We start from the raw sequence: 398 nt of genomic DNA, 5'->3' as shown, positions 1-398 counted from the left end.
TGCGTGTCCTTCGGGACCAGGGTGTGTGGGGAGCGCGGGACCTGATCTGGGGAGGTAAACGTATTAACAGGTGTGACGCAGGAAGGTAGCCGAGCCGGGCGATGGTAGTCCCGGTCTAAGGATGTAGGAAGCACGATAGGCAAATCCGTCGTGCTGTCTTCAATGACGTTTCTGAGATCTGATGGGACCCCCGCAAGGGGGAATTCGGTGATCCTATGCTGCCTAGAAAAGCATCGACGTGAGGTTCCAACTGCCCGTACCCCAAACCGACACAGGTGATCAGGTAGAGAATACTAAGGCGATCGAGAGAATTATGGTTAAGGAACTCGGCAAAATGCCCCCGTAACTTCGGGAGAAGGGGGGCCTGCCTCGTGAAGGACACTAGCTGTCCGTGAGCG

1 rRNA gene is annotated in these 398 nt (G+C 56.0%); it reads left to right on the top strand.

The features are described from left to right. A 23S ribosomal RNA gene (locus tag AAGW05_RS18595) occupies nucleotides 1–398 on the top strand; the annotation flags it as partial.

It is taken from the genome of Arthrobacter sp. LAPM80 (assembly GCF_046736435.1).
GTDB lineage: Bacteria > Actinomycetota > Actinomycetes > Actinomycetales > Micrococcaceae > Specibacter.
The sequence above is the reverse complement of the archived record's forward strand: the minus strand, read 5'-3'. Positions and strand labels throughout refer to the sequence as shown.